Annotated in this window: 18 protein-coding genes and 1 tRNA gene; 12 read left to right on the top strand and 7 right to left on the bottom strand. The window is 69.8% G+C overall.

Translation table 11 applies throughout. The annotated features are described in order from the left end of the window. The first annotated feature begins 51 nt into the window (after positions 1-51). A complete protein-coding gene (locus OIE53_RS22350) occupies positions 52-1,926 on the top strand; it encodes a S8 family peptidase (RefSeq protein ID WP_327023466.1) in 1,875 nt (624 codons plus the stop codon). Positions 1,927-1,995: 69 nt separating this feature from the next. On the opposite strand, the gene OIE53_RS22345 is transcribed toward OIE53_RS22350, so the two are convergent. The 3 genes from OIE53_RS22345 to OIE53_RS22335 form a co-directional block, all read right to left on the bottom strand. Next, positions 1,996-2,793, bottom strand: coding sequence for a WecB/TagA/CpsF family glycosyltransferase (locus OIE53_RS22345; protein ID WP_327023465.1), 798 nt, complete (start codon positions 2,791-2,793; stop codon positions 1,996-1,998). Then, positions 2,790-3,923, bottom strand: a complete 1,134-nt coding sequence (locus OIE53_RS22340) for an NAD-dependent epimerase/dehydratase family protein (RefSeq protein WP_327023464.1) — start codon at positions 3,921-3,923, stop codon at positions 2,790-2,792. The genes OIE53_RS22345 and OIE53_RS22340 overlap by 4 nt, the downstream gene beginning before the upstream one ends. A gap of 65 nt (positions 3,924-3,988) precedes the next feature. Further along, positions 3,989-4,074 (bottom strand) — tRNA-Leu (locus OIE53_RS22335). 227 nt (positions 4,075-4,301) lie between these two features. On the opposite strand from OIE53_RS22335, the gene OIE53_RS22330 reads away from it, so the two are divergent. The 8 genes from OIE53_RS22330 to OIE53_RS22295 are packed head-to-tail and all read left to right on the top strand — an operon-like array spanning position 4,302 to position 13,995. Beyond that, positions 4,302-5,090, top strand: a complete 789-nt coding sequence (locus OIE53_RS22330; protein ID WP_327023463.1) for a DUF3662 and FHA domain-containing protein — start codon at positions 4,302-4,304, stop codon at positions 5,088-5,090. Positions 5,091-5,096: 6 nt separating this feature from the next. Then, on the top strand, positions 5,097-5,585 hold the full coding sequence (locus OIE53_RS22325; RefSeq protein WP_327023462.1) for an FHA domain-containing protein FhaB/FipA: 489 nt from the start codon (positions 5,097-5,099) through the stop codon (positions 5,583-5,585). Continuing rightward, positions 5,582-7,003, top strand: coding sequence for a PP2C family protein-serine/threonine phosphatase (locus OIE53_RS22320; protein WP_327023461.1), 1,422 nt, complete (start codon positions 5,582-5,584; stop codon positions 7,001-7,003). The genes OIE53_RS22325 and OIE53_RS22320 overlap by 4 nt, the downstream gene beginning before the upstream one ends. Positions 7,004-7,030: 27 nt before the next feature. After that, a complete protein-coding gene (locus OIE53_RS22315; RefSeq protein ID WP_393338836.1) occupies positions 7,031-8,518 on the top strand; it encodes an FtsW/RodA/SpoVE family cell cycle protein in 1,488 nt (495 codons plus the stop codon). Continuing rightward, positions 8,515-10,020 (top strand): peptidoglycan D,D-transpeptidase FtsI family protein, encoded by a 1,506-nt coding sequence (locus OIE53_RS22310; RefSeq protein ID WP_327023460.1) that lies wholly within the window; start codon positions 8,515-8,517, stop codon positions 10,018-10,020. Before OIE53_RS22315 ends, OIE53_RS22310 begins: the two co-directional genes overlap by 4 nt. Further along, positions 10,020-11,462, top strand: a complete 1,443-nt coding sequence (locus tag OIE53_RS22305; protein WP_327023459.1) for a serine/threonine-protein kinase — start codon at positions 10,020-10,022, stop codon at positions 11,460-11,462. The genes OIE53_RS22310 and OIE53_RS22305 overlap by 1 nt, the downstream gene beginning before the upstream one ends. Beyond that, positions 11,459-13,294, top strand: a complete 1,836-nt coding sequence (gene pknB / locus OIE53_RS22300) for a Stk1 family PASTA domain-containing Ser/Thr kinase (protein ID WP_327023458.1) — start codon at positions 11,459-11,461, stop codon at positions 13,292-13,294. Before OIE53_RS22305 ends, pknB begins: the two co-directional genes overlap by 4 nt. Positions 13,295-13,323: 29 nt before the next feature. Continuing rightward, entirely contained in the window at positions 13,324-13,995 is a 672-nt protein-coding gene (locus tag OIE53_RS22295) for a SanA/YdcF family protein (protein WP_327023457.1), read from the top strand. Positions 13,996-14,076: 81 nt separating this feature from the next. Here OIE53_RS22295 and OIE53_RS22290 read toward each other — a convergent pair whose 3' ends face one another. Genes OIE53_RS22290 through OIE53_RS22275 form a run of 4 tightly spaced genes read right to left on the bottom strand, consistent with a single transcriptional unit; the run spans position 14,077 to position 17,674 of the window. Next, positions 14,077-14,727 carry an aminodeoxychorismate/anthranilate synthase component II gene (locus OIE53_RS22290; RefSeq protein ID WP_327023456.1) on the bottom strand — a complete coding sequence of 217 codons (651 nt, stop codon included), beginning with the start codon at positions 14,725-14,727 and terminating at the stop codon, positions 14,077-14,079. A gap of 5 nt (positions 14,728-14,732) precedes the next feature. Next, the gene (locus OIE53_RS22285; protein ID WP_327023455.1) at positions 14,733-15,035 is read right to left on the bottom strand and encodes a hypothetical protein; all 303 of its coding nucleotides are present in this window, start codon (positions 15,033-15,035) and stop codon (positions 14,733-14,735) included. Then, on the bottom strand, positions 15,035-16,822 hold the full coding sequence (locus OIE53_RS22280; protein ID WP_327023454.1) for a class E sortase: 1,788 nt from the start codon (positions 16,820-16,822) through the stop codon (positions 15,035-15,037). Before OIE53_RS22280 ends, OIE53_RS22285 begins: the two co-directional genes overlap by 1 nt. Positions 16,823-16,876: 54 nt before the next feature. Then, complete coding sequence (locus tag OIE53_RS22275; protein ID WP_327023453.1) at positions 16,877-17,674, bottom strand: DUF881 domain-containing protein; 798 nt, start codon at positions 17,672-17,674, stop codon at positions 16,877-16,879. Between the two features lie 223 nt (positions 17,675-17,897). Here OIE53_RS22275 and OIE53_RS22270 point away from each other — a divergent pair, with 223 nt between their 5' ends. From OIE53_RS22270 to OIE53_RS22260, 3 genes are all read left to right on the top strand, one after another. Next, positions 17,898-18,161, top strand: a complete 264-nt coding sequence (locus OIE53_RS22270; protein WP_327023452.1) for a cell division protein CrgA — start codon at positions 17,898-17,900, stop codon at positions 18,159-18,161. 281 nt (positions 18,162-18,442) lie between these two features. Further along, complete coding sequence (locus OIE53_RS22265; RefSeq protein ID WP_327023451.1) at positions 18,443-20,638, top strand: (Fe-S)-binding protein; 2,196 nt, start codon at positions 18,443-18,445, stop codon at positions 20,636-20,638. Between the two features lie 253 nt (positions 20,639-20,891). Then, positions 20,892-21,905, top strand: coding sequence for a C40 family peptidase (locus OIE53_RS22260; RefSeq protein ID WP_442791407.1), 1,014 nt, complete (start codon positions 20,892-20,894; stop codon positions 21,903-21,905). Positions 21,906-21,984: the final 79 nt, after the last annotated feature.

Genomic DNA, 21,984 nt, shown 5'->3' with positions numbered 1-21,984 from the left:
CTGTCCCGAGCAGGTGACGAAGGCTGTCGATGAGAGGGAGGTAGTAGGAAGATGGCTCTTCCACAAAGGTCCGTTCTCGTCGGGTTGGCTGCGTTGGCCATGGTGGCGGCAGCGACGCCGGCCATGGCCGCCGAACCGGTCGGCACCATCCGAAGCGCCGGCGGCGCCACCGCCGTCAAGGACAGCTACATCGTCGTGTTCAAGGACAGCGAGGTGAGCCGTACCGCGGTCGGTTCCTCGGTGGAACGCCTGCTGCGCCGCCACGGTGGAGCCACGGCCCGCACCTACAGCACCGCCATCCGGGGCGCCGAGCTGCGGATCAGCGCCAAGGCGGCGGCCCGGATCGCCGCGGATCCGGCGGTGGCGTACGTCGAGCAGAACCACACCGTGCAACTGGCGGCCACCCAGACCAACCCCCCGTCCTGGGGCCTGGACCGCATCGACCAGCGCAACCTGCCGCTGAACAGCTCCTACACGTACCCCAATACGGCCTCGAACGTGACCTCGTACATCATCGACACCGGCATCCGGACCTCCCACTCGGACTTCGGCGGCCGGGCGACCTGGGGCACCAACGCGGTCGACTCCAACAACACCGACTGCAACGGCCACGGCACCCACGTCGCCGGTACGGTCGGCGGCACCGCGTACGGCGTCGCCAAGGCGACCCGACTGGTGGCCGTCAAGGTGCTCAACTGCTCCGGCAGCGGCACCAACGCCGGGGTCATCGCCGGGGTCGACTGGGTCACCGCGAACGCGGTCAAGCCCGCCGTGGCCAACATGAGCCTCGGTGGCGGGGCGAACACCACCCTCGACAACGCGGTGATCAACTCGATCAACTCCGGTGTCACCTTCGTGGTGGCCGCCGGTAACGGCAACAGCCTCGGGGTCCGGCAGAACGCCTGCAACTACTCCCCGGCCCGAACCGCACCGGCGATCACGGTCGGCGCCACCCAGAACAACGACGCCGCCGCCAGTTTCTCCAACTTCGGCACCTGCGTCGACATCCTGGCGCCCGGCGTGAGCATCACGGCCCCGTGGATCACCAACGACACCTCGACGAACACCATCAGCGGTACCTCGATGGCCTCGCCGCATGTCGCCGGTGCCGCCGCCCTGGTGCTCTCGGCCAACCCGTCCTGGAGCAACCAGCAGGTGCGGGACTACCTGGTCAACAACTCCACCCCGAACGTGATCAGCAACGTGGGCACCGGTACCCCCAACCAGCTGCTCTACGTGGTCAACGGCAGCACCCCGCCGCCGACCAACGACTTCTCGGTCTCGGTCTCGCCGACCTCGGGTTCGGTCGCGCCGGGCGGTTCGGCGACCGCCTCGGTGTCCACCGCCACCACCAACGGCTCGGCCCAGTCGGTAAGCCTCTCGGCCAGCGGCCTGCCGTCCGGGGCGACCGCCTCGTTCAGCCCGGCCACGGTCACCTCGGGCGGGTCCTCGACCCTGACCATCAGCACCTCGGCCAGCACCCCGGCCGGCACCTACCCGGTGACCATCACCGGTAGCGCGGCCTCCGGCACCAAGACCGCCACCTACACCCTGACGGTGACCGGCAGCGGTAGCGGCAGCTGCTCCGGCACCAACGGCACGGACGTGTCGATCCCGGACGCCGGGTCGGCGGTCACCAGCTCGATCACCATCGCCGGCTGCAACCGCAACGCCTCGTCCAGCTCCACCGTCGCGGTGAACATCGTGCACACCTACCGTGGTGACCTGGTCATCGACCTGCTCGCCCCGGACGGTTCGTCCTACCGGCTGAAGAACAGCAGCGGTTCCGACAGCACGGACAACGTGAACACCACCTACACGGTGAACCTGTCCAGCGAGGCGGCGAACGGCACCTGGCGCCTTCAGGTGCGCGACGTCTACCGCGCTGACACCGGCTACCTCAACACCTGGACCCTGAACCTCTGACCCTCGTACGACATCGGGCCCTCGACCACTTGGTCGGGGGCCCGATCGTCGACACTTGCGGGAGTGCGGTCAGACCGCGAAACCGGTCGGTCGTTCGGTCGCCGGCGCGGGCGGCCGGGCCTTCCACAGGCCGACCTTCTGCGCGAACAACCGGCTCAGGTAGGCCGGGTTGAGGATCACATACCGCCGCCACAGCCGCTTCGGCTCCAGGCCGAGCCGCCAGAACCACTCCAGCCCGGCCCGCTGCATCCACGGCGGGGGCTGACGCAGCAGCCCGGCGTGGTAGTCGAAGGCGGCGCCGACGGCCATCAGGGGCATGTCCAGCAGCGGGCGCATCGCGTACGTGAAGACCTCCTGGCGGGGGCAGCCCAGGCCGACCAGGACCAGCCGGGCCCCGCTGGCCTTGATCCGGTCGGCGATCTCCACGTCCTCCCCCGGCTGCACGGCACGGAACTTGGAGGGCTCCACCCCGGCGATCTTGAGGGCCGGGAACATCCGCTCCAGTTCGGGAATCAGCCGGGCCAGGGTCTCCTCGGTCGAGCCGTACAGGTAGACCGGCAGGCCCTCGTCGGCGCAGCGGGACAGCACATGCAGGGTCAGTTGGGGCCCGTAGACCCGATCGGTCAGGCCCGCCCCGTGCAGCAGATTCAGCGCCCAGCGCACCGGCTGGCCGTCCGGGGTAACCAGGTCGAAGGAGTTCAACCGGGCGTTGTGCGCCGGGTCCAGCACCCCGGTCATCACCCCGTGCACGGCGAGCGCGGTCAGCGCCAGCGGGCGGCGCTCCTGGGCGGCGGCCACGACCTGCTCGGTCGCGGTCGCGTAGTCGGTGGCGTCGACCAGGACGCCGAGCACGTTGCGCTTGCTCACGACCGGACCTCGCCGTTGCTGGTCGGGACCCACTTGCCCACGTTGGCCTCGTAGATCTCTCGCATGATCATGGGTACGTCGTAGACCTGCTTCCAGTCCGGGTAGTCGGCCTGGAAGGCCTCGTTGGAGCCGATCCACCACTTGTGGTCGCCGATCCGGTTGGCCTCGACGTACTCGGTGATCATCTCCTGGCCGGTGATCTGCTCGGCCAGCGCGAACGCCTCCCGGTTGGAGATGTTGGAGTGTCGGCCGCCACCGAGGTTGTAGACCGCTGCCGAGCGGGGGTTGCGGAAGAAGGCCTCGAAGGCGGAGACAACGTCCGAGCTGTGGATGGCGTCCCGGACCTGCTTGCCCTGGTAGCCGAAGATCTTGTAGGTGCGGCGCTCCATGTTGGCCCGCATCACGTACCCGAGGAAACCGTGCAACTCCGTGGCGGAGTGGGCCGGCCCGGTCAGGGTGCCGCCCCGGAAGCAGGCCGTCTTCATCCCGAAGTACCGGCCGTACTCCTGCACCATCACGTCCGCCGCGACCTTGGAGGCCCCGAAGATGGAGTGCAGGCAGGCGTCGATCGACATGTCCTCCCGGATGCCCCGCTCGTACGGGTGCCCCGGCTCGATCTCCCAGCGGGTGGCCAACTCGACCAGGGGCAGGCTGTTCGGCCGGTCGCCGTAGACCTTGTTGGTCGAGCAGTGGATGAACGGCGCCTCGATGCAGTGTTCGCGGACGTTCTGGAGCACATTGAGGGTGCCCGCGGCGTTGACGTCGAAGTCGGTGAACGGATCGCGTACCGCCCAGTCGTGCGAGGGCTGGGCGGCGGTGTGGATCACCACCGCGATGTCCCGGCCGTACCGCTGGAACAGCGCACCCAGGGCGCTGCGGTCCCGGATGTCGATGCTGTGGTGCGAGTACGCCTCACCCAGCTCGTCGGTGAGCCGGCGTACGTTCCACGCGGTGGAGGCCTCCTCGCCGAAGAACTCCTGCCGCATGTCGTTGTCGATGCCGACCACGTCGAGACCCAGGCCGGCGAAGTGCCGGACCGCCTCAGAGCCGATCAACCCGCCCGAGCCGGTCACGAATGCGACACTCACGAGCCACTCCTGGTCCGTTGGAGGCAGAAACCAGCGAAGCATAGCGTGACATTCGGTATGCCCGATAAGCAGCGAGGGCCCCGCGAATTCGCGAGACCCTCGTCGACTGGTGGGGAAGGGGGGAGTTGAACCCCCACGTCCTTTCGGACACACGGACCTGAACCGTGCGCGTCTGCCATTCCGCCACTTCCCCGTGGCATGACCTCGGTCAGCGTAGTAAACCCCGACTCCGCTGTCTCCAGCGGGGCCTCGGCAATGCTACGTGGCTCCGGTCTTCGCCGCGAATGGCGTTCGCTGCTTCCAGCGGTTACCGTTCGTGGCGGACGAAAGAGTAGCACGACAATCCTGAGCCGTCCGAACGAGGCCTGGCCTGCCGGCCGAGCGGCGTGTGAGCTGCGTGCGCTCTGGACGGATACCATCATGTCCTCGGGACCCGAGGAGGAGCCGGTGAGCGTGCTGCAACGCTTCGAGAAGCGTCTGGAAGGCCTGGTCGAAGGAGCTTTCGCCAAGGTCTTCAAAGGGGTCGTGCACCCCGTGGAGATCCTCAACGCCATGCAGCGGGAGGCCGAGGCGCACAAGGCCATCCTGGCTGGCGGGCGCACGTTGGTGCCCAACCGCTACGTGATCGATCTCTCGCCGTACGACCACAGTCGGCTGGCGCCGTACGCCGCCGCGCTGGCCCAGGAACTGGCCCAGTCGCAGGCGGAGTTCATCGGCGAGCAGGCGTGGACGGTCTACGGCGACGTGATCGTCGAGATCGAGCGCGGGGAAGGGCTGGACACCGGCATGTTCCGGGTCACCGCCGAGGTCTACACCGGTGGCGAGGTCGCCCCGGTCGCCGCCCCGGGCTACGACGCCGGTCCCCCCGGATACCCCGCCTACGACCAGGGCGGCGGCTACGGCGCGCCGCCGGCGCACAGCGGCGGTCGTAACGTGCGACTGGTCTCCGGCGACGGCCGCACCTACCCCCTCCAGATGGGGTCGACCGTGATCGGTCGTGGCGACCAGGCCAATCTGCGCCTGCCGGACGTCGGCATCTCCCGCCGACACGCCCGGCTGGACTTCGACGGTGGGCAGGTTGTGCTGACCGACCTCGGCTCCACCAACGGCACCATGGTCAACGGTCAGCGGGTCTCCGCGGTGGCGCTGAACCCCGGCGACATGATCCAGCTCGGCACCACCACCCTCACCTTCCGCGTGGACGGCTGATCCGCCTTGCCGGAACTCGTCATCACCGTCGCCCGGTTCGGATTTCTCGTCCTGCTGTGGATTTTCGTGTTCACGGTGGTCGGCGTCATCCGGCGGGACCTCTTCGCCGGGGCCCGCTCCGGTCGGCTGGTGGCCGCGCCCCGCGCGGTAGGTGCGTCGACCGGCCAGGCGACGGCGAAGCCGGCGAAGGTGAAGCGGGGACGGGCGGCGCATCAACTGGTCGTGACCGCCGGTCAACTGGCCGGCACCAGGATCACGTTGGGCGAGGCTCAGATAACCATCGGTCGGGCCGAGGATTCCACCCTCGTCATCACGGACGACTACGCCTCGGCGCGACACGCCCGGCTCTTGCCCCGTGAAGGGCAGTGGTTCGTCGAAGACCTCGGTTCGACTAACGGGACGTACCTCGATCGCGCTAAGGTCACCGGACCGACCCCCGTACCCCTCGGCGTGCCGATCCGGATCGGCCGCACCTCTCTCGAATTACGGCCATGACTCTGACCCTGCGCTATGCGGCCCACAGCGACCGCGGTCTGATCCGAGACGGCAATCAGGATTCCGTCTACGCCGGACCGCGGCTACTCGCCGTCGCCGACGGCATGGGCGGTATGGCCGCCGGTGACGTCGCCAGCAACATCGTCATCGGTGCCATGGCGCCGCTCGACGAGGACGTCCCTGGGGATGCCCTGGTCGACGCGCTGCGCTCCGCCGTGGGCACCGCCAACCAACAGCTCCGCGAGACAGTGGACGCCAACCCGCAGTTGGAGGGGATGGGCACCACACTCACCGCGACCCTCTTCTCCGGCAGCAAGCTGGGGATGGTCCACATCGGTGACTCGCGCGCCTATCTGCTGCGTGACGGTGACTTCAACCAGATCACCAAGGACGACACCTACGTCCAGATGCTCGTCGACGAGGGTCGGATCAGCCCGGAGGAGGCCAGCAGTCACCCCCAGCGGTCGCTGCTGACCCGGGCCCTCGACGGTCGGGACATCGACCCGGAGTACTCCGTCCGCCAGGTGTTGCCGGGGGACCGCTACCTGATCTGCTCGGACGGCCTGTCCGGGGTGGTCAGTGCGGAGACCATCGCCGAGACCATGCGCGAGTACGCCGACCCGCAGCAGTGCGTAGAGCGACTCGTCCAACTGGCCCTGCGTGGCGGCGGTCCGGACAACATCACCGTGATCATCGCCGACGCCACCGACCGCGACATCGTCGAGGCCGCCCCGATCGTGGGTGGTGCGGCAGCCCGGGACCGGGGCATGGCGACCTCGGCGGACGTCTCCACCCCGGCGGCCCGCGCTTCGGCACTGTCCGCTCCCCGGCCGCCCGCGCCGGAGGAGCCGGCCGGAGATGACGACGAGCCGGAGGCCCGCCGCCGTCCGCTGCGTGCCGTGGCGATGACGGCCGCCCTCCTGGTGATCATCGGGGGTGGGGTCTTCGCCGGGTACGAATACACCCAGCGGCAGTACTACGTCGGGGCGACCGAGGACGGTCAGGTGGCCGTGTTCCGGGGCATCCAGGGTGAGATCGCCGGGATGGATCTCTCCTCGGTGCATTCCACCAGCACCGCTCGGCTGGACGACCTCACCCTCGCCGCTCAGGAGCAGGTCAAGCAGGGCATTCCGGCCAGGAGCGAGCCGGACGCGGAGCGCCGGCTGGCGGAGCTGACCATGGACAGCCCGACGAATGTCAACCTGAAGCCGCTCTGCCCGCCCACCTCGTCCCCGAGCACCGACCCCACGGCGGACTTCTTCTCCCCGGAGCCGAGCGCTCCGCCGAGCCGGGCCGCCAGCGGTTCGCCGGCACCCGACAGCAGTTCCCTGGCCCCGCCGGTGAGCACACCGGACGCCCCACCCGCCGATGCCTTCACGCCCACGGTCGACCCGGCGGCCTGCCGGTCGCCCGAGTAGGCGTCGGCTTCCGACCCGAGGACGATCGTGACCGCAGCGGCCACTCCGGCATCCTCGCCCGCCAACGCGGGCGAGCGACCCGGCGTACGCCTGGCCCGGTCCCGACGCAACGCCGAACTGTCGCTGCTGCTGCTGGCCATGGTGCTGGTCGCCGCGTACGGCGCGATGGTCGAGGCGAACGTGCTCGACACGGTCACCCCGAACTTCTGGGTGCCGGCCGCGGTGCTCACCGCCGTGTTCCTCGGCATCCATGTGGCGATCCGGTTCCTGGCCCCGCACGCCGACCCGGCCCTGCTGCCGGCGGTGGCGCTGCTCAACGGCCTGGGGGTCGGCTTCCTGCGCCGGCTGGACCTGGCCTACGCCGACCCGGAGGAGCGGGCCGACCTGGCCATCTTCGCTGGTATCGGTGGTCGGCAACTGGCCTGGACCCTGCTGTCGGTGCTGCTCGCGGCCGGCCTGCTGGTCCTGGTACGCGACCACCGTTCGATCTCGCGGTACGCGTACACCCTGGGGTTGGCCGGCATCGTGCTGGTGATGATCCCGGCGGTGCTGCCGGACCGGATTTCCGAGGTCAACGGCGCGAAGCTCTGGATCCGCATCGGCAGCTTCTCGATCCAGCCCGGCGAGTTCGCCAAGCTGGCCCTGCTGGCCTTCTTCGCCTACTACCTGGTCCGCAAGCGCGAGGTGCTCTCGCTGGCCAGTCACCGGTTCCTCGGCATCGACTTCCCGCGCGGCCGTGACCTGGGTCCGGTGGTGGTGGTCTGGGTGATCAGCCTGCTGGTGTTGATCTTCCAGAAGGACCTGGGCACCTCCCTGCTCTACTTCGGCATGTTCGTGGCGACGGTCTACATCGCTACCGAACGGGTCAGTTGGCTGCTCATCGGTCTGGTCCTGTTCTTCGGCGGCGCCTACCTGGCGTACGTGCTCGGCGAGGCGATCGGTGGGCCGTTCGCCAACTTCTACGTGCGGGCGCAGATCTGGCTCGACCCCTTCGCCAAGCCGTACGACGAGGGCTACCAGTTGGTGCAGGGGCTGCTGGCCCTGGGCACCGGTGGGTTGTTCGGGGCCGGGCCGGGCGGCGGCCAGCCGACGGAGCTGCCCGAGGTGCAGAACGACTTCATCTTCGCCGGGATCGGTGAGGAGATCGGCCTGTTCGGGCTCACCGCCCTGCTGGTGATCTACCTGCTGATCGTGGAGCGAGGACTGCGGGCCGGCCTGGCGGTGCGGGACTCCTTCGGCAAGCTGCTCGCCGGTGGCCTGGCCTTCACCCTGGCGTTGCAGGTCTTCGTGATCGTCGGCGGGATCAGCAAGCTCATCCCGCTGACCGGCCAGACCACCCCCTTCCTGTCCGCCGGTGGCTCCTCGCTGATGGCGAACTGGCTGCTCATCGCGGTGCTGCTGCGGGTCTCCGACGCCGGTCGTCGGCCGGTCACCGGCGGCGGCAAGGTGAACCGACCGACCGGGGGCCCGCCGGAGCAGTTGCACGGTGCCCCCACGGAGGTGATCAAGCCGTGAACGCACCCCTGCGCCGGGTCGGTGTCGTCGTCATCGTCCTGTTCGGTCTGCTCTTCGCCAACCTGAACTGGGTTCAGGGGTACAAGGCCGACGAGTACCGCACCAGCGACTACAACACCCGGGTCCAGTTGGCCGAGTACGAGCGTCGCCGGGGCAACATCGAGGCAGGCGGCACCGCCCTGGCGGTCAGCAAGGAGACCGACGGCAAGCTGACCTTCCTGCGTACCTACCCCGGTGGGGCGAAGTACGCCCATGTCCTCGGCTACAAGCCGGTCAACCTCGCCGACACCGGCATCGAGCGGTCCGAGAACGACTTCCTGGCCGGCACCAGCGACAAGCTCTTCGCCAACCGGATCAAGGACATGTTCACCGGCAACCGCACCGCCGGTGGCAACGTGCTGCTAACCCTCTCCCCGCGTGCTCAGGACGTCGCGTACGACCAGTTGCGCAACAACAACCGGGGGGCCAGCAAGGGGGCGGCGATCGCGATCGATCCGCGTACCGGGGCCGTGCAGGCCATGGTCTCCATGCCCAGCTTCGACCCGAACCCGCTGGCCAGCCACAACACCAACGAGGCCGTGGCGGCGTACAACAAGCTGGACCAGGACCGGTCCCGTCCGCTGCGCAACCGGGCCCTCGCGGAGGTGCTGCCACCCGGTTCCACCTTCAAGATCGTGGTGGCCGCCGCCGCGCTGGAGAACGGCATCGGCAAGGACACCAACATCTCGGCAGGCCCTAGCTACACCCCGCCCACCTCCGGTCAGTCGATCACCAACGCGGCGCCCTCGATCTGCCCCCAGGCGGAGGTGACCCTGATGAAGGCGGTCACCGACTCCTGCAACACCGGCTTCGCCAAGCTGGGGGTGCAGCTCGGCCCCGACGTGATCAAGAAGAAGGCCCAGGACTTCGGCTTCGAGCAGGAGGACCTGACCGTGGGCCGGCTCGGTGAGGGCGGTCAGGGCGTCGCGGCCAGCCGTACCGGCAGCATGGAGAACCCGGACGGCGGTCCCGACCCGGCCGCGCTGGCCCAGTCCTCCATCGGGCAGCGGGACGTGCGGATGACCCCCCTGGAAGGGGCCATGATCGCTGCGGCGGTCGCCAACGGCGGCAGCCAGATGCGGCCCTACCTGGTGCGTCAGCTGCTCGCGCCGGACCGCACCACGGTCTACGACACCGCCAACCCGCGCGAGCTGCGCCGCTCGGTCAGCGGTCAGGTCGCCGGCGACCTGCGGGACATGATGGTCAGCGTGGTGCGCAACGGCACCGGGCGCAACGCCCAGATCAACGGGTACACCGTGGGGGGCAAGACCGGTACCGCGCAGTCCGCGCCGGACCGGCCCGACCACGGCTGGTTCATCGGCTTCGCACTGGACTCCGACGGCAACCCGGTCTCGGCGGTCTGCGTCGTGCTGGAGGAGGCGGGCAGCGGCGGCAGCGCCGAGGCCGCCCGGATCGCCGGCCAGATCATGCGCGCCGCCATCGCCGACCCCGGGGGGCGCTGATGCTCAGTCCGGGAGTACAGCTGGGCAACCGGTACCGCCTGGACGAGCGGATCGCCAGCGGCGGCATGGGTGACGTCTGGCGCGGCACCGACCAGGTGCTGGGGCGTACGGTCGCGGTCAAGAGCCTGCTCCCGGCGTTGCTGGACGAGCCGGGTTTCGCCGAGCGGTTCCGGGGCGAGGCCCGGACCATGGCGACGATCAACCACCCCGGCGTGGTCGACGTCTACGACTTCGGCAGCGACCAGCAGATCGCCTTCCTGGTGATGGAGTACATCGAGGGTGATCCCCTGTCGGCCACCCTCAGCCGGGTCGGTCGGCTAACCCCGGCCCGGACCATGGCGCTGGTCGCGCAGGCCGCCGACGCCCTGCACGCCGCCCACGTCAAGGGGATCGTGCACCGGGACGTGAAGCCCGGCAACCTGCTGGTCCGCCCCAACGGCACCCTGGTGTTGACCGACTTCGGCATCGCCCGCTCCGAGCTGGTGGGTCAGCTCACCGCGGCCGGTTCCGTGCTCGGCACCGCCTCGTACATCTCGCCGGAGCAGGCCACCGGTCAGGTGGCCACCCCCGCCTCGGACGTGTACGCCCTCGGGGTGGTCGCCTATCAGTGTCTGGCCGGGCGTCGGCCGTTCGAGGGCGACAACCCCCTGGACATCGCCATGCGGCACGTCCGGGAGACCCCCCGGTCCCTGCCCTCGGACATCCCGCCGCAGGTCTGCGCGCTCGTCGAGCGGGCGATGGCCAAGGATCCGAAGGACCGCTGGGCCAGCGCCGCCATGCTGGCCGGAGCCGCCCGGCAGTTGAAGGCGGCCCTGTCCCGGCAGGCGCGCTCCGGTGGGTCGGCCCCCATCTCGGCGGCGCCGGCCTCCCCGGCCCCGGGGCGCCCGGCGGCATCCCCTCCCGGGCGGGCCCAGGTGCCGGCGCCGCAGCCGCCCCGCCCACCGGCCGCCCCGCACTCACCGGCCGCGCCCAGGCCGCAGGCTGCCCCCCACTCGCCCGCCGCACCCCGGCCGCCGGCCATCAACCGGCCCCCGGCGGCGGGCCACCTGCCGGTCGCCGGGCGGCAGCCGGTCGCCCAGCCCCGTCCGACGACGGTCGCACCGGCGGTGACCGGCTATCCACGCGGTGCGGCCCCGGTTCCCCCGGCGTACGCTCCGCAGGGCGGTCAGTCACGGCCTGCGCCCAGGCGGTCACGGTCCGGCATGGTGTTCCTGGCGATCCTGCTGGGCACACTGGTCGTGGTCTGTTCGGGCGTGGTTTCCTACAGGCTGAAGGACAGCATCAACAGCGGCATGCCGGTAGTGGGGTCCGTGCAGTCGGTGACGTCCGGCGCGCTGGGGCCCGACGGACGAGACGATCCGGCCCGGACGGCGTACCGTCGACTGGATCAGCCCCGAGCGGGCTACGAGACGATGACGAGCGAAGGACGACGGACGCGATGACAGCGCAGGCCCGCCTGCTCGGTGGCAGGTATCAGGTCGGCGAGCTGCTCGGGTATGGCGGCATGGCCGAGGTGCACCGGGGGCGTGACCTTCGGCTCGGCCGCGACGTCGCGATCAAGATGCTCCGCACGGACCTCGCCCGGGACGCCACCTTCCAGATGCGGTTTCGTCGGGAGGCCCAGAACGCCGCCTCCCTGAACCATCCGGCGATCGTCGCGGTCTACGACACCGGTGAGGAACAGGCACCCACCGGCGAGACCCTGCCGTTCATCGTGATGGAGTTCGTCAACGGGCGCACCCTCAAGGAGGTGCTCGGCGCCGAGGGGCGACTGCAACCCCGGCGGGCCCTGGAGATCTGCGCCGACATCTGCGCCGCCCTGGACTTCAGCCACCGGCACGGCATCATCCACCGCGACATCAAGCCCGGCAATGTGATGCTCACCCAGACCGGCCAGGTCAAGGTGATGGACTTCGGCATCGCCCGTGCCCTGGCCAGCGGCGCCACCACGATGACCCAGACCAGTGCGGTCATCGGTACGGCGCAGTATCTCTCCCCGGAGCAGGCCCGTGGCGAGGCCGTCGACGCCCGCTCCGACGTGTACGCCGCCGGTTGTGTGCTGTTCGAGTTGCTCTGCGGGCATCCGCCCTTCGTCGGTGACAGCCCGGTCAGTGTGGCGTACCAGCACGTCCGGGAGGCCCCGCCGACCCCGAGTGATATCAACCCGGACGTCAACCCGGCGGTCGACGCGATCGTGCTCAAGGCGCTGTCGAAGAACCCGCTCAACCGCTACCAGAGCGCCGGCGAGATGCGCGCGGACCTGCTCCGGGCGGCGGCGGGTCGGCCGGTGATGGCCACCCCGGTGCTGCGCGAGGACGAGACCGTGCCGATGGCCGCGGCCGGTGGCCCGGGCTACCCCTCGGCGGGAGCCACCCAGACCCGCCAGATCCCGGCCCGGGTGGGCGACCCTCGTCAGCGGCGTGCCTCGTCCTGGTTGATCGCCATGTTCGCCGCCCTCGGGGTACTGGCGGTGATCGCCCTGGTGGCCGCGCTGCTGCTCAACGACAAGGCGGCCGAGGAGGTGCCGGTCCCCACCCTGGCTGGGATGACCCAGCAGGAGGCGTTCGCCCGGATCGAGGCGGACGGCCTTCAGCCGGTGCGGGGTGACGACGAGTTCACCTCGGACTGCCGCAAGGGCCGGGTGACCACCCAGACCCCGCCCGCCGGAGAAAGGGTCGCCCCGAACAGCACGGTCACCGTGCGGCTCTGCGGCGGCAAGCCGGAGGCGATCGTTCCGGAGGGCCTGGTCGGCAGCAAGGTCGAAAGCGCCACGGCCCGCATCGAGGAGCGCAAGCTCCGGGTCAAGGTCGTGCAGAAGGACAGCGCCGACGCCGCCGGCCTGGTGCTTGACGTCGACCCCAAGGAAGGCGAGAAGGTCGCCGAGAACACCGTGATCACCCTGACCGTCTCCAACGGCAACGTGGTCCGGGTACCCAACGTGGAGAACCTCACCGAGGCCGACGCCAAGCGGGAACTGGAGAACGCCGGCTTCAAGGTGGATGTGGAGATCGGCCCGGAGGTACCCGCCGACCGGGCCGGCCGGGTGACCGACCAGAACCCGAACGCCGGCAGCCAGCGGACCAAGGGCAGCAAGGTGACCATCTTCGTCTCGGTGCCGGAGCCGGAGGACGACGAGCCTGCGCCCCCGACCCCGCCGACCGGGGAGCCGACCACCCCGCCGCCGGACGATGACGGTGGTGGCAGCGGTGGCGGCAGTGGCGACACCGGTCAGCTCTGGCCGGGCGTCCCGCCGTTGCGCCTACCCGTCGACTGAGCGGGCCCGACAAGCCGGATGAGTCGCCGATGGGCGGGGTGAGTCGGCGGCGACTCGTGCGCCGGGTGGCCCTCCTGGGGCTGATCGTCCTCCTGCTCACCAGCCTGCCCTGGATGTGGACGACCGCCACCGCGTACGGCCACCGTCATGCCGTCGACGAGGCCCCGGCCGTGGAGGTCGTGATCGTCCTGGGTACGGCGGTTACCGAGGAAGGACGTCAGCCGGGCATCCGGTTGGCGGGCCGGCTGGAGACCGCCGCCGAGCTGATACACCGGCAACGGGCCCGGGTCGTACTCGTCTCGGGCGACGGGAACGGGGCCTCCGGTGACGAGACTGCGGCGATGACCGCACACCTCACCGAGCGGCTGGGGGTCGATCCGCAGCGGGTCGTCGCCGACCCCTACGGCCTGGACACCTACGACAGCTGCCGCCGGGCCCGGGAGGTGTACGGGGTGCAGCGGGCCCTGATCGTGACCCAGTCCTACCACCTGTCCCGGGCGGTGACCCTCTGCCGGCAACTCGGTGTGGAGGCCGACGGGGTGCCGGCCCGCTGCTCCGGCTGCGGGGCGGGGCTGCTGGCGGAGAAGGCGGTACGGGACTACTTCGCCAGCGGCAAGGCCGCCTGGGACGCGATCCGGAACCGCCCCGCCGCAGTCGACTCCCCGGCGCACCCCGGGGTCAGGGACGCGCTGACCCGCTGAGAGCGGCAGATGGGCCTGGTCGGCCGTAGACCACGCCGCGGCGGATCTTCCCGCCCTCTCGGCTGACCCCGGCCGTGCTGCTCAGCTGGTGGCGAAGGCGGCCAGGCGGCGGGCGTCGACCTCGGCGGCCAGTTCCGGGGCGCGGTCCAACGCCTCCCGGTGACCACAGGTGGCCAGCCAGTTGGCCAACATCAGGTGGCCGCCCTCGGTGAGCACCGACTCGGGGTGGAACTGGACGCCCTCAATCGGCAGGGTGCGGTGCCGCATAGCCATCACGATGCCGGACTCGGTCCAGCCGGTGACCTCCAACTCCTCCGGCAGGGTCTCGCGGAGCACCGCCAGGGAGTGGTAACGGGTAGCGGTGAACGGGTCGGGCAGCCCGGCGAGGACCCCGGAGTTGTCGTGGTGGACCTGCGAGGTCTTGCCGTGCAGCAGCTCCGGGGCCCGAGTGACGGTGGCACCGAACGCCTCACCGATCGCCTGGTGGCCCAGGCAGACCCCGAAGATGGGCAGCTTGCCGGCGTACTCGCGGATGACCTCCAGGCAGATGCCGGCGCGATCCGGGCTACCCGGACCGGGCGAGAGCAGCACCCCGGCCCGGCCGAGTCGACCCACCTCGGCCAGGTCGATCTCGTCGTTGCGCCGTACCTCGCAGTCCACGCCGAGTTGGCCGAGGTACTGGACCAGGTTGAAAACGAAGGAATCGTAGTTGTCGATCACCAGGACGCGCATCGGTCTCACTCGTCCTCGTCAGGGGGTGGGGTGTTGTTCCGTTCGGTGTCGTACGGCAGGTCGTGTTCGTCGCCCGGCGGGGCCTCCTCGCCGGGTTCGGTGCCGGGCTCCACCTCACCCGGGGCACCCGGTATCTCGGAGTCCTGCTGGGTGACCTGCACGTCCTCGCCGGTGAAGGGGAGCAGCGGTCCGGCCCAGGGGAAGACCACGTACCAGAGCAGGGCCACCGCCGTGGTCACCAGCAGCAGACTGCCGATGAGCTTGCCGGGCAGTCCGAAGGGCAGCTTGCGCCAGATCCAGGCGTACATCAGGTCCCCAGCTCAGCCGGGCGCCCCTGGTCCTTGGACTGGGTACGCGTCAACTCCGCATGGATGATCAGGCGCTCGTAGTTGTCGAACTTCGGGTTGCAGGTGGTCAGGGTGAGCATCTTCTTCGTCGGCTTCGCCCCGGGTCGCCCGGGAACCGGGGCCACCACCTCGACCTGGTGCGGCTTGACGATCAGATTCTCGGTCACCTGGTAGACGTACCACTGGTCGCGGTCCTGGACGACGATCGGATCGCCCTTGCGAAGCTCGTCCAGCCGCCAGAAGGTGGCCCGGTTGCGGTGCCCGGCGACGGAGAAGTTGCCCACCTGACCCGGCAGGGCGCTGTCCGGATAATGGCCCGGGGCGTACCGGATGTCCTTCTGGGTCACGCCCTCCACCACTACCCATTCCTTGTCGAACTTCGGAATGTAGAGACCGGCGATGGGCTTGCCCTGCACCGGCGGCTTGGGTGAGGCGGAGGCGGACGGACTGGCCGGGGCAGCGACCGTAGGGTCGGTCTCCGGTGCCCAGGCCTGGGCCAACTGCTGGCTCAACTCGTCCTGATGGGCGTCCACGATCGCGGACTTACCCCAGATCTCGTACCCGGCGAAGAGCAACACCACCAGGCCGAAGGTGATCAGCAGTTCGCCACCGAACCGCAGGCCGGTGCGGAGCCGGGACCAGAAGGAGGGCCGGGTCAGCTCGGAGTAGACGCTCTTGTAGCCCTCGCCGGTCTGCTCCGGTCGCAACTGCACCACCCGGTCGCCCCGACGAGGCTTGGGCGGCTCGCTGGGCTGGTCGGCACCCTCGGGCTGGTCGACCTTCGGTGGCCGGGGCACCGCACCCATCAGGGCGGTCGAGTCCGTCGCGGGCGGAGCCCCCGGCCGTACGCCGTTGACGGCCGGAATCAGGGCGGTGGCCGCCTCATCGGTCCCGTTCGGTCCGTTCTGCGGCGGCTGCCCGCTCCGAGCCGCTCGCTGCTGGTCCGCCGCTTGAGGCCCCGCCGGCACCGGGCCGGACTGCTGGTGGGGTCCTGCCGGGTGGTTCGACGGTGCGCCGGGCCGCTGGTGGGACCCTGGCGGGGTCGGGCCGGTGGCAGAGTCTTGGATCTTGGGGATCAGGGCGGTCGGGCCCTCGGCAGACCAACCAGCCGGGTCCTGGGCGGGACGCTGCGGAGCGCCACCCTCGTCGGGGCGGTACGGCGTGGTGGGCCGTTGGTGGCCGATGGGCGGCTGCGGGCCCTGCGGTGCCGATGGGCCGCTCTGGGGGCGCTGCGGCGCCGGCGTACCGCTGGGGGGCTGCTGGTGGGCGGCGGGTACCTCCACCGGGGAGCGGTACCCGGGCGGTGGGGCCTGGGATTGTGGCGGGGCCTGCGGTGGCGGTACCGCCCGAGGCCCGGCCGGTGCCGGTGGTCCGAAGCCCGGCCCGGTCGGCGGTGACTGGCGGTCCTGCTGCGCGGCTGGGGGTGGCTGACGCTGGTGCTGCTGCCCGGTCGGCGGCTGGCTGCGCTGGGTGCCCTGGTCGGTGGGGCGGCTGGGCTCGAAGGCCGTCCGCCACGGGGTCGGCCCGACCGGAATGTCCGGCTGCCCGGAGGGCAGGGGTACTCCGGTGACCTGCGCCGCGCCCTCGCTGCGCGCCGGGGTGGACGGACGCGGCGGCATCGGATCGGGCCAGGCACCAGCCGGGCGGACCGGGGGCGGCGGGGTCGGCTCGGTGCGTTCGATCCTAGGCAGGAAGGCGGTGGCCTCGTCAGCCTGGTCGTGGTGTCGACCTTGGGGACGCTCACTCATGACGGCGCTTCGGCCCCGGCCCTCTGCTCGGCGATCCGCTTGCTCATGAGGGCCTCACTCCGGCACGGTCGCCGAACGCAGAGTGGTGGAATCCTCGAATGCGGGCACGGTGACCGTGGAGGCGTGCTCGGAGTATCCGAGTTGGTAGTTTTCCACCGCGTTCCTGAACCACCGGACTCCCTCGGAAGCGGCGAGGGCCTGCCGAAGCGCGCCGGGATCGCCAATTGCCACGATCTTGAAAGGTGGGGAGTACACCCGGCCATGCAGCAGCAGGGTGTTACCCACGCAGCGTACCGCGCTGGTAGCCAGAACGCGGACATTCATGATTGACATGGCCTCCGCGCCGCCGGCCCAGAGCGCGTTCACCACCGCCTGCACATCGCCCTGGTGTACGACGAGGTCGTCGTTGCTGGCTCCCTCGGGGAGCTTGCTGAGCTGTGGGGCGTCGTCGAGTTCGACAGTCAACCCGGGCCCGGTGAGGGCGGTGAAGCCGGCCGCGGTCAGGTTCTCGGCGGCCCGCTCCTGCTGTTCCTTGATCGGAGTGTCCGAGTTGGCCAGGTCGTTCGTACGATTTTCCACCTCCCGGCGCAGGGTCGCGGCCAGTTGCTCGTTGGCGGCAACCCGGTCCCTGCGGCCCTCGATCAACTCGGTGAGCTGAGGGCGGCGGTCCTCGCGCAGGGCGGTTCCGCCGGCGGTGGTAGCCGTGGTGGTGAAGAGCAGGCCAGCAGCGGCGGCGATCAGCGGTACCCCGATTGACCAGCCAGGACGTCGCCGCCGTCCACGCCGCAGCAGGCCGGCGACGAGGCGTCGCAGCACCTTCTGCCACGAGGCCGCGCCGGACGTGTACTCCACGACCGTCTCCCCCTGTCCTCGGCTCCGGCGACCGTACCCGTACGGTCGTGACGGCCCTTGTTCCGCCGTCCGCTGCCGGGGCGTCCGGCAACGGGTCTGGCCCCATTCGTGGATTGAGCGGGGCTTCCGGACTACGCTAGCTCTCGAACATTATTGGCCATGGACCGTCGCCCTCGCGCCCGGTTGCAGGCCGGACGAGGTCGTAACCCCTCTGGAGAGCGTCGTGCCCAAGTCTCAGGTCCGTAAGAAGAAGGTGTACACCCCGCCCACGGACGTCCGCCCGACGGCGACAGCGGCGACGCGTAAGCCCAGCCCGATCTGGCTGCCGGTCACCGCCGTGTCCCTGATCGTCTTCGGCATCGGTTGGTTGGTGGTCTACTACCTCTCCGAGCAGGAGTACCCCGTCATGGAGTTGGGGTACTGGAACCTGGCGGTGGGTTTCGGCGCCATGGTCGGCTCCCTGATCCTGCTTTCCCGCTGGCGCTGACCCCTGGGTCCTCCGACTACGGTCGGTGACGTGTCGAGCCCCGGCCGTGCGGCTGCTGCGATCGCCTCCTAAGGTGTGCGCAGGGCGGCGCGGCCCAGGTGCGAGAAGACTCACGTTACTGCTGGGTAACCTTGCGCGTAGGCTGCACTGCATGACCGAGCGGGAAGGTCATCGGCGGGTCCGGTTCCAGGTGCGGCAGCGGTTGAGATCGCGTACGCACCTATGACCCGGGCTCCGGTCGCCTAGCCGCTCGCCAGGCAGCAGACCGGGAGGCCAACTCGATGGGCAGCGTCCAGATCGTCACCACGATCCTCGCGGCCGCCATCACCGCTGTCGCGGTGTGGCTTGCGGTACGCGCGGTCATGCAGATGACGGCCGTGATCCGGCTGGGTCAGCCCGACCCGTCCCGGTTCGGTGACAAGGCCGGCCGTACCAAGACCATGCTCGCGGAGACCGCCGGGCACACCCGGATGCTGCGCTGGAGTGTGGTGGGCGCGGCGCACTGGGTGGTGATGGTCGGCTTCATCGTGCTGTCGCTGCTGGTGCTTGAGGCCTACTTCGAGGTGGTCTCCCCGACCGGTGGGCTGCCCCTGGTCGGCGGGTGGGCGCTCTACGGTCTGGTCACCGAGTGGATCGGCATCCTCGGCATCGTCGGGATCCTGGTGCTGATCGGCATCCGGGTGGCCAACCGGCCGAACCGGGCCGGTCGCCGGTCGCGGTTCACCGGGTCGACGATGTGGCAGGGCTACTTCGTCGAGGCGATCGTCCTCGCCGTACTGATCATGGGTTTCCTGATCCGGGGCTTCAAGGTGGCCACGGACCACTTCGAGTACCCGACCTGGGCCACCCCGCTCAGCCACGCGGTCGGCTCGGTGCTGCCGGACTGGGAGTCCGGGGTCAGCGTGGCCGCCCTGATCAAGATCGCGATCTCGATGACCTGGCTCATCGTGATCTCGCTGAACGTCACCATGGGCGTGGCCTGGCACCGCTTCCTGGCCTTCCCCAACATCTTCTTCAAGCGCAAGCCCGGATCGGCCGGCTCCGGTCTCGGTGCCCTGCGGCCGATGATGAGCGACGGCAAGCCGCTGGACTTCGAGGAGGCCGACCCCGAGTCCGACCAGTTCGGGGTGGCCCACGTCGAGCAGTTCACCTGGAAGGGCCTGCTGGACTTCAGCACCTGCACGGAGTGCGGCCGGTGCCAGTCGCAGTGCCCGGCCTGGAACACCGGCAAGCCGCTGTCGCCGAAGCTGCTGGTGCTGAGCCTGCGCGACCACGCGTACGCCAAGGCGCCCTACCTGCTGGCCGGTGGCGGCAAGGACCTCACCGGTGAGGAGAAGGCCACCGCGGCCCAGTTGGCCCACCTAGACGTGCTGGCCCTGGCCGAGGCGGACAAGCCCCTGATCGGCGACGCCGAGGCCGGCGGTGTGATCGACCCGGACGTGCTCTGGTCCTGCACCACCTGCGGCGCCTGCGTCGAACAGTGCCCGGTGGACATCGAGCACATCGACCACATCGTCGACATGCGGCGTTACCAGGTGCTCATCGAGTCCAGCTTCCCCTCCGAGGCCGGGGTGATGCTGCGCAACCTGGAGAACAAGGGCAACCCCTGGGGTGCCCCGCAGAACACCCGGGAGGACTGGACCAAGGGTCTGGACTTCGAGGTTCCCCGGGTCGGCGAGGTGGAGGACTTCGAGTACCTGTTCTGGGTGGGTTGTGCCGGTGCCTTCGAGGACCGGGCCAAGAAGACCACCCGGGCGGTGGCCACCCTGCTGAACGAGGCCGGGGTCTCCTTCGCCATCCTCGGTGAGGGCGAGACCTGCTCGGGTGACCCGGCCCGCCGGATCGGCAACGAGTTCGTCTTCCAGATGCTCGCCCAGCAGAACGTGGAGACCCTCAACGAGGCCTTCGAGGGCCGCGAGAAGGCCAAGCGCAAGATCGTCGCGACCTGCCCGCACTGCTTCAACACCCTGGGCAACGAGTACGGCCAGCTCGGCGGGGAGTTCGAGGTGGTGCACCACACCCAGTTGCTGGCCCACCTGGTCGCCACCGGCAAGCTCACCCCGGTGCAGCCGGTCGACGGCGGGGTCACCTACCACGACCCGTGCTACCTGGGGCGGCACAACCGGATCTTCACCCCGCCGCGCGAGGTGCTGGGTAGCGCGGTAAGCGCCGAGATCACCGAGATGCCGCGGAACAGTGAGCGTTCCTTCTGCTGCGGTGCCGGTGGCGCCCGGATGTGGATGGAGGAGCGGATCGGCAAGCGGATCAACGTGGACCGGGTCGAGGAGGCCATGTCGACCGGGGCGCGGACCATCGCGGTCGGCTGCCCGTTCTGCTCGACGATGCTCACCGACGGGGTGAACGGCAAGGGCGCCGGCGAGCAGGTCGAGGTGGTCGATGTGGCGAGCGTCCTACTGCGGTCGGTCCGGCCCGAGCAGGGTCGGGGCGTCGAGGAGAGCGAGCCGGTCGCCGGCTGACCAGCACGTGACCGTACGAGGTACGGCGGGCCGATGTGGCCCGCCGTACCTCATTTTTCTAATTGACGTGCGTGACTATAACGAAATGATCGACACCCTTTGTGTGCGGTTGGTTGCGCAAACGTGAATCGACCGTTGGTCGCCTTGATTCCACACCGCGCCTTCCCTAATGTTGGGCACCGACCGCCGCGGGTCGTCTGTCTCGCCCCTCAACCGCTCGCGGGACGCCCGGCGGTCGGCTGCAAAGGAGTCGCTGTCGGTGGCAACCATGCCCCTCCATCGTCCTGTGCCCGGATGGCCGCGTCGTCCAGGTGGCCTACGGAGAGCTGCGCACCGCCTGGTCGTGCTGGTGGCCGCCGCCGCGGTCGGTGCCGGCCTGATCGCCGCCCCCGCGTACGCGGAACCCTCCGTGGAGGAGATCGAGCGCCAGATCGACAAGCAGTGGCAGCAGCTTGAGCCCACCATCGAGCAGTACAACAAGGTGCGGTCGCAGCTGAAGGTCAACCGCAAGAAGGCCAGCGACCTGCAGAAGAAGATCCAGCCCCTGGCCCTGGAGGCCGAGCTGGCCATGAACCGGGTGGCCGACCTGGCCTCCCGGTACTACGTCAACGGGCCCTCCCAGGAACTCGGGGCGGTGCTGCTGAACGCCAAGCCGGACATGCTGGGCGAGCAGATGGCCCTGCTGGAGCGGCTGGCCGCGTACGAGCGGCAGCAGCTTGAGGGCGTGATGAAGGTCCGCAAGAAGTACGACGACCAGAAGGCCAAGCTCGACGCGCTGATCGCCGACCAGGAAACCAAGGAAAAGCAGCTGGCGGCGAAGAAGAAGCAGATCGACACCAAGATCAAGCAGCTTGAGCGGTCCCTGCCGGTGACCACGGTCAAGACCACCAACTGCCCGACCATCAACGGGGTGGTCAGCGCGGCGGCCCGGACCGCCATCAAGGTGGCCTGCGCCCAGGTCGGCAAGCCGTACGTCTGGGGTGCCACCGGCCCGAACTCGTTCGACTGCTCCGGCCTCACCCAGTACGCCTACAAGGCCGCCGGCATCTACCTGACGCACTTCACCGGTGCGCAGTGGAACGAGGGCAAGGCCATCTCCCGGGCCGATGCCCGCCCCGGCGATCTGGTCTTCTTCCGCAGTGACCTCAGTCACGTCGGCCTCTATCTGGGCAACAATCTGATGGTGCACGCACCCAGAGCGGGTAAACCCGTGAACGTCTCTCCGATCACCACCATGCCGATCGCCGGCTTCCGCCGACCCGGCTGAGGGACCGCACAGGAACATCGGCAGGGCCCCCGGTCAAGAGATCGGGGGCCCTGCCCTATGTCGGATCTGGACACCCTGC

The organism is Micromonospora sp. NBC_01739 (assembly GCF_035920385.1).
Taxonomy (GTDB): domain Bacteria; phylum Actinomycetota; class Actinomycetes; order Mycobacteriales; family Micromonosporaceae; genus Micromonospora.
The sequence above is the reverse complement of the archived record's forward strand: the minus strand, read 5'-3'. Positions and strand labels throughout refer to the sequence as shown.